Source organism: Actinophytocola sp. (assembly GCF_045807065.1).
Classification (GTDB): Bacteria; Actinomycetota; Actinomycetes; order Mycobacteriales; family Pseudonocardiaceae; genus Actinophytocola.
Genome location: NZ_JBJMIE010000045.1, coordinates 1 through 7,391 on the forward strand (window position 1 = coordinate 1; position 7,391 = coordinate 7,391).

General features: G+C 64.9%; 6 protein-coding genes. All 6 read left to right on the forward strand.

The genetic code is table 11. The features are described 5' to 3' along the window. Positions 1–206 precede the first annotated feature (206 nt). Positions 207–1,688 carry an APC family permease gene (locus tag ACJ73U_RS02690; protein ID WP_407775883.1) on the forward strand — a complete coding sequence of 494 codons (1,482 nt, stop codon included), beginning with the start codon at positions 207–209 and terminating at the stop codon, positions 1,686–1,688. Positions 1,689–1,805: 117 nt separating this feature from the next. Next, entirely contained in the window at positions 1,806–2,453 is a 648-nt protein-coding gene (locus ACJ73U_RS02695; RefSeq protein ID WP_407775884.1) for a GNAT family N-acetyltransferase, read from the forward strand. A 204-nt stretch (positions 2,454–2,657) separates the two neighbouring features. Further along, entirely contained in the window at positions 2,658–4,028 is a 1,371-nt protein-coding gene (locus ACJ73U_RS02700) for a M16 family metallopeptidase (protein ID WP_407775885.1), read from the forward strand. A 182-nt stretch (positions 4,029–4,210) separates the two neighbouring features. Then, positions 4,211–4,462, forward strand: coding sequence for a hypothetical protein (locus ACJ73U_RS02705; RefSeq protein WP_407775886.1), 252 nt, complete (start codon positions 4,211–4,213; stop codon positions 4,460–4,462). Between the two features lie 196 nt (positions 4,463–4,658). Then, the gene (locus ACJ73U_RS02710) at positions 4,659–5,912 is read left to right on the forward strand and encodes a S1 family peptidase (RefSeq protein WP_407775887.1); all 1,254 of its coding nucleotides are present in this window, start codon (positions 4,659–4,661) and stop codon (positions 5,910–5,912) included. A gap of 557 nt (positions 5,913–6,469) precedes the next feature. Further along, entirely contained in the window at positions 6,470–7,306 is an 837-nt protein-coding gene (locus tag ACJ73U_RS02715) for a helix-turn-helix domain-containing protein (protein ID WP_407775888.1), read from the forward strand. Positions 7,307–7,391: the final 85 nt, after the last annotated feature.

Sequence of the window (7,391 nt, forward strand, 5' to 3'; positions counted from 1 at the left end):
AACTACCTGCAAGGGCTGGTGGGCAAATTGCCTCCGGGACTGAGAAACCTCGTCGAGGAAACCAAGGCCGTAGTCGATGACGCCGTCCTCAGCGGACGCACGTAAACCAGATCTTCCACCCTCCCAAGGAGATAGCAATGGCCCATCCTCAGCAGACGGTCATACCGAGCAAGAGGGCCTCAAGGCTCGGAGCTAACCAGCTTGGTGTGTCGGCGGTGGTCTACTTCGTCATGTCCGCGGCAACCCCCTTGACTGTGGTGGCAGGCGTGGTGACCACAGGCTTCGCGGTCACCGGGATCATCGGTTTGCCTATCGCGTTCATCGTGATTGGGGCCATTCTCGCGCTTTTCTGTGTTGGCTACGTGTCCATGGCCCGTGACGTGGCCTACGCCGGTGCCTTCTACACCTACCTAGCACGCGGTCTCGGCCGCCCTATCGGCGTCAGTGGGGCCTGGGTGGCCCTGGTCGGCTACACGGCACTCCAGGTGGGCCTCTACGGAGCGATCGGCCCCGCCGCGACCCCCCTGCTACAGGCCTGGTTCGGCATCGAGGTGCCCTGGTGGGTGGTCGCCCTGTGCGCCTGGGCGATCGTCGCCGGGTTGGGGTTGCAACGCATCGACGTCAACGGTCGGGTGCTCGCGGTGCTGCTCCTGGCTGAGATCGGCGTGATCCTGCTGTACGACCTCACAAACCTGACGAACCCAGCCGGTGGGACCCTTCGGTTCGACACCCTGAATCCCGCGGCCCTAGCGGCCCCCGGTGCTGGTGCCATCCTCGCTCTCGCCGTTCTCGGTTTTATCGGCTTCGAAGGAGCCGTCGTCTACTCCGAGGAAGCGCGCGATCCGCATCGCACCGTAAAGGTAGCCAGCTATGTCGCGGTAGGCGTCATCACCGGTTTGTACACGCTCAGTTCGTGGGCCATGAGTGTGGCTACTGGCCCCGATGCGATCGTCGCCCAGTCGCAGACCCTCAGTACCGAGCTGATCTTCCAGCTCGCCGGAAGCCATCTGGGCGCAGCGTTCGTCGACATCGGCCACGTCCTGTTCGTGACCAGTGTGCTCGCGGCGGCGATCAGCTTCCACAACACGACCACGCGCTACATCTTCGCGCTGGGGCGGGAGGGCGTGCTGCCCGAGGTCTTCGGCAGGGTGCGGCCGAAGACCGGCGCTCCGAAATTCGGCTCCCTCTGCCAGAGCGCGACCGGGCTCGCCGTGATCGTTCTGTACGCCGTCGCTGGCTGGGATCCGGTCGTCCACCTGTTCTACTGGCTCGGCACCACTGGTGGCTTCGGCATCCTGTTGCTCATCGCGGCCACCTCAATCGCGATTCTTGCCTACCTGCTGCGCAACCCAAGGTGGGACACCATCTGGCATAGGATCATCGCCCCATTCGTCGCTTCCATTCTGCTTCTCGGTGTGATCACGCTGGCGATCGCCAACTTCGACATGCTGCTAGGTGTCGAGCCAACTTCTCCGCTGCGCTGGGGAATCCCGACTGCGTTCTTCGGAATCGCCGTCGGTGGCGTGATCTGGGCGCTTGTCTGTCGACGCCGCCGCCCGGAGATCTACGAGAACATCGGGCTCGCCGCCAAGAGCGCCACCACCGGCGCTTCCCGAAGCACTGGTGAGGGCGATCCCGCCGCCGCTGTTCCCATGACGCCGGACTTCGGCTGGGACCCGGACCGGTAGCCCCATTAGTTCGGCGCCGCGTCCGTCGGCTTCAAGCACATACCGTGAGCCGGTTCCCAGGATGCCGCCAGCCCACTTGCCACCTCATTCAGATTACGACCGAAGGAACAACACTCGATGACCCACTTGGAGATCCGGCGCCTGACTGCCGAGGATGCGAACGTGGACGCCGTCCAGGTCGCCACGATCATCGGGACGGCGTTCGCGCCCCTCGAAGTCACGAAGTGGCTTGTACCTAACCCCACCGACCGTGTCCGCATGCTCGCCGCGCAGTTCACGCTTTTCGTCGAGGACGCGCTCCAGCATGGCGAGGTCCTCGTCGGTAGCGACGGACCCGCGACATCGGCTGGGATCCAGGCGGCGGCCGTGTGGTTCCGCGAACTAAACGGCCCGCACTCACTGCCAGACGACTACGACGAGCGTCTCAAGCAAATTTGTGGCGAGCACGTCGACCGATTCCGGGCTCTGGACAAGGCTTTCGCCCAACACCATCAGGCTGGCTACCCCCACCATTGCCTGACCTATCTCGCGACCCTCCCTGATCACCAGGGGCAAGGCGTGGGCACCGCGCTGCTGCGCCACACCCACCGTGAACTCGACCGCACGCAGGTACCGGCCTATCTCGTCGCCAGCAACGCCCGGACCCGCGACTGGTATGCACAGCACGGCTATGTGTCTGTCCGCAGCAACTTGCGTCTGCCTGAGGGCCCAGAGATGTGGCCGATGTGGCGGGATCCTCAAGATCCAGACAAGGCGGCCCTGTGACGGCCCCGGAGCCGCCTCGCGCAACCAACGACGTAGACCCCACGGAGCCGAGCGCCTGTTCGAACTGCTGCACGGACGCGCCGAGATGTTGCCGCTGATGCCCGAGCGCCTGGCCGCCGTCACCCGAGACCGTCGCTGCGGCCGCCAAAGCGCTCCAGCCACACAGCCGCGCAGTGCTCACCCTGTCCCCCTCCGGAGGCCCGCATGATCCGCGCCGTCGACCAGATCAGGCGCACCGACCTGGGTGCTCGACCGATCCCGCCGTTCGCGGCACTTGGTCCCGCTGCGCTCCCTCCCTACTACGAGGAGACACTGCCCAACGGCCTACGTGTCCTCCTGGTACACCTCCCCACAGCTCCCACCGTGCACGCACAACTCATGGTTCCCTTCGCCGGCACGGATCCCCGTCACGGCGCAGGCGCAGCCCTGCTCGCCCGCACGCTGTTCGCGGGCACCAGCCGCCGCACCCGTCTAGAGATCGACAACGAAACCGCACTCCTCGGAGGTCACCTCGCCGCAGCGGTCAACCCGGAGCGGCTCGGCATCGGAGCCATGGCGTCGGCCGCTGGTCTCTTCACGCTGCTGGACGTGATCATCGACGCCGTCACCGATGCCCTCTACCCCGATGACGAGGTTGTCCAAGAACGCGACCAGCTCATCGAACACGTCGACCAGCTCCGCGCCGACCCCGAGGTCTTCGCGGGAGAGGCGTTGCAGCGACACCTCTATGGCGACCACCCCGTCACCCGCGCAATGCCCGACCCGGCCATCGTCGCCACACTCGACCCCACCGAGATCCGCGATCTCCATCAGGCGTTGATGACACCACTCGGTTCCTCGCTGGTCCTCGTCGGAGACTTCGACCTCGACCAGGCCTTCGCCGAGGTCGAGGATGCAGCCGCCTGGTGGACATCGCCAGCCATCGCGGAGCGTATGCAGCCCGTCCCACCTGTGACCGGCGGGGATCTGCAGGTGGTGAATTTCCCGGGTGCCGTGCAGTCCCATCTGCTGCTCGCGGCGCCGGCCGTCCCGTATACCGATCCCCGGTTCGCGGCTCTGGCACTGGCTACAGCCGCCCTCGGCGGCGACATCTCCTCTCGCCTCTCCCAGGTCATTCGTGAGCGGAAAGGCTACTGTTATCGCATCAGGTCAGCCCTCGAATTCATGCAGCACATGGCCGGCATGAGCGCCACCATGACGGTGTCGATGAACACCGCCACCGCCAAGACAGCCGCCGCTTGGTCCGCACTGCGCGCCGAGCTGGACCGATTCGTCGCCGAATCCCCCGAGGGCGATGAGCTCGACCGGGTCCGGCGTCATGCTCTCGGGTCGCAACTGACCGCCATCTGCTCAGAGCAACACCTAGCCGACACTTTCAGCGGGCTACTCAACGTCGGCCTGAGCTTTGACTGGTTCGCCACGGAACGCGAGCTGCTCACAGCAGTGACCGCCGAGGAGATCGCCGCCGTCGCCTGTGAGTTCTTCAGACCGGCACGGTTCACGGGTGTAATCGTGGGTGACGCCGCCACCCTCGCCGGAGAACTGTCCGGGGTGGACGGTGTGCGGATGCCGTAGCTCGGCGGCGGCCGGCCTACGACGGCTAACAGCTAGTTCCTTGCCGGTCTCCGGTTGCAGCCGGAAACCTGCCCATCGCGCAAGGCACTACCCAAATCGCTGGGCGGTTCGGCCCAGGGAAGTAAAACCAGTGTGCGGGTGCTTCGCTGCCCGTGACCCAGTTAGGAATAGGAGTTGAAATCGTGCGACTGTTCACGCGTGCCTCGGCGACGATCGCGGCGGCGCTGGTGGTGGTCGGAACCCACGCCTCGGCCGCGGCGGTGTCCTCGGTGGGCGATCCTGCGGCCGGCTTGGAGGGGCATGAGTTCTCCATGCCGCTGACCCGCGACTTCTCCATCACCGACGCGCAGGCCGCACGCCTGGCCTGTCTCCTCGCTCAACCAGACAACATCATCGTGGCTGATGCGTCACGGCCAGCGGCGGCGTGTAGGTGACACCGGCCAGCATGCTGTTCCTACTGGAGGAATGGCTGTGGGCGTCACTGTCCGCGCCCTATGTCGATCCCGCAGAACGGCTTCTCGCCTTCTACGCACGCTGGCCACCGCGACGGCGCAAGAACAAGAAGCCTGTCTACAGGGAATCGCCTGAGATCGCACGCACCAATTCCACACAACCCCCGAAGGAAACTCCGTGAAGCTGAAATTCTGGGAGGGCAAGCGAATCCGCATCGTGGCGCTTGTCGTCGCGGCCGCCGCCGCACTCTCCAGCGGTGCGGCCAACGCCTACGCCGACAACGCCGATGCCGTCCACTCCACTGACGCCCGGCAAGTAGTATCGGCCGAAAGTGCGACCGGAGCCCACGACCAGGCCCCCGTCGACGATTCCGCCACCTCAGCGGTCGACAAGCACGACCAAGCCCAACCAGACGCCGCCGGTGACGGGGACGTGCAGCCGAACATGGTCGGCGGCAACGCGCCAACTCAGGACTATCCGGCCGGGGCGTTCGTCAATCTCAACTACGACGCCCCGTCCCACAACGTGTACAACTGGTTCACGTGTGGTGCGACGCTGGTGTTCGAGAACACCATCGTGACCAGTGCGCACTGTGTCACCGATCCGCCGGCGCCGCCCGGCAGCAAGAGGCTCGCCAAGATCCTGTCCTACTTTCCGGACATCGAGGCACAGTACGCCGCGATGCACTCCCGGTACCCGGACATCCAGGCGCAGGCACCGCCGATTCCTACGAATGACAAGAGCTTCTTCGTCCGCGCCGGCTCGCAGGACCGCACCCAGGGGCTCGAAGCCAAGGCGTCTGTGGTCTGGGTCGACCCGGAGTGGGACTGGGCCACGGGGCCGAACCCGGTCAACGACATCGCGGTCCTCAAGCTGGACCGAAGCCTGGATCTCCAGACCGTTCAGCTCGGGGACGGGCCGCTGAAGCCCGGCACCGAGGTATTCGGCCTCGGCTGGGGCCTGATCAACCCGGACTGGTCCGAGTCGATACCGACTATGGTCCAGGAGATACGCTCGACGGTGCTCCCGGCGCCGCGCTGCGCGGACGCCATCATCTCCACACGCGACCTGTGTGTCGACAATCCTTTCGGGACGGATGGCCCGTGCTCCGGTGATTCCGGCGGCCCGCTACTCGCCTACGACGCACACCACGTCTTGCGGCTGTATGGGAACCTGTCGCGGTTCTACGGTCCGGACTATTGCGGGGAATCCCCCTATGTCTACACCTCGACCTCCGAGTTCCGAACCGAAATCGTGGCAGCTGCACGCCTCCCAATCCCGACCCAGCGGAAAGCAGAACCGGCGCCAACGTACACGACGCAACCGGTGCCAGCATCCCAGGAGCAGGACACCGTCCGGCCCACATCCCAGGGCCGGGAATTCACCCAACCGGCCTTCCAGAACCGAAACACCTATGAACTGGCCGGCTAGGTTCGGGATCAAGTCCGTTGAGCAATCTGAAGAAGAGTGCTCGACCGATCTCGCCATTCTACGAGGAATGGCGCTGGGCCCGCGGCGTGTGCCGTGTGTCGATCCCTCGGACATGCTTCTCGCTCTCTACACGCGCTAGCCAGAACGACGGCGGCCGAGAGGCGACGAGCAGAAAGAGGGAACGGGCGCGGCCTGACTGGCCGTCGGCCTGAGTAGGTACGGGTCTTCGTTCGAGGGCTGTCCGTAGACGGTGCCGGTTGATAACCGATCCACCAGTTGGTGGGGAGCGTCATGGCACAGGCGTTCCACACCAACTTTCACGAAGGCGGGAGTCGGGTGGGCTGTTGGTGTCAGAGGCAATCTCGGGCCGGGAATCAGCGCCGCCCGACTTCCCGCCGTAACACGGAAGGACGGCGTATCCGTTGAGAGGCAATCGCCCTGGATCTCATCGAGCTGCCTCACGCCTTCCTCTGCTGGCGTGTTCGACGACAGCTCAATCTCATTACGCCCCATCGAATCCGTGCTGACCGAGAGAACACGTTGTGACTGTCCGGGAAGTGCTCGACCGCGCCGTATGCAAAGCCGTAGGCTACGAACTGCGCGTGAGCCATACGTCGCAGCCCGCGGACGTGGTACGGCAGGACGCATATCTGCCGCCAGAGGTCGTGGCATCGGCTGCGCTGGCGCACGAACGCGGGAACACGCAGCTGAACGTGATCCGGCTGACTGAGCTCAGCGTAGCGTCCGGAATCTCCCCCGCCTGTGTCATCGACCAAGCGATGCAGCGGATACGAGCATTCCTAGGACAGTTATGGACCTCGATATATGGCCGGGTCGCAGCGACGGAGATCGTAGGCGGGCCGACATTCCAACCAGGTGAGCGCAGTGACACCTCGTGGCTCTACGAGATGGATTTGGACGTAATCGATCAGACCATCACCGCAGCGCTGCGAACCGTGCTGCGTGAAACCCGACGGCAGTCAGGTTTTAAACAGGATGAACTCGTCGCGCTCATGCCATCTGGTATCGGCGTAAGTACGCTCAACGCTTACGAATCCGGCACGCAAGGCGTGCTGGTTTCCCGACTCGTCGAACTGGGCTGCGTCATGCGACGTCCACCCGGGGACATCGTCGACGAGGCACTAGTGGCGACACGACGCACGCTGACACGTTCTGTGGAAGCGCCCGCGAAGAACGGGCGCCGACGGGTCTGGGACGACGACGAAGCACAGCAAGTCGCGGCCAAGTACCGGAAGGGGATGTCATTGCGCGCCCTGGCGAAGACCAGCGGCCACAGCTACGGAACCGTCCGCAACATGATCCTCTCAACCGGAACCCCTCTACGAGGCCGGGGAGGCAGACACCGGACGAGGCCGCAACCCGCCTCCGGCTAGGCCCTTTGGGACGCCACTCGCGCAAGGACACCGCCGGGAACGAAGTCATCAGCAGCGGTGACCACAGCCCAGGTGGCAGACACCG

What these genes read in the sequence shown, in the direction of transcription:
- ACJ73U_RS02695 (WP_407775884.1), top strand. Translation starts at nt 1,806, where the DNA reads ATGACCCACTTGGAGATCCGGCGCCTGACTGCCGAGGATGCGAACGTG.
- ACJ73U_RS02700 (WP_407775885.1), top strand. Translation starts at nt 2,658, where the DNA reads ATGATCCGCGCCGTCGACCAGATCAGGCGCACCGACCTGGGTGCTCGA.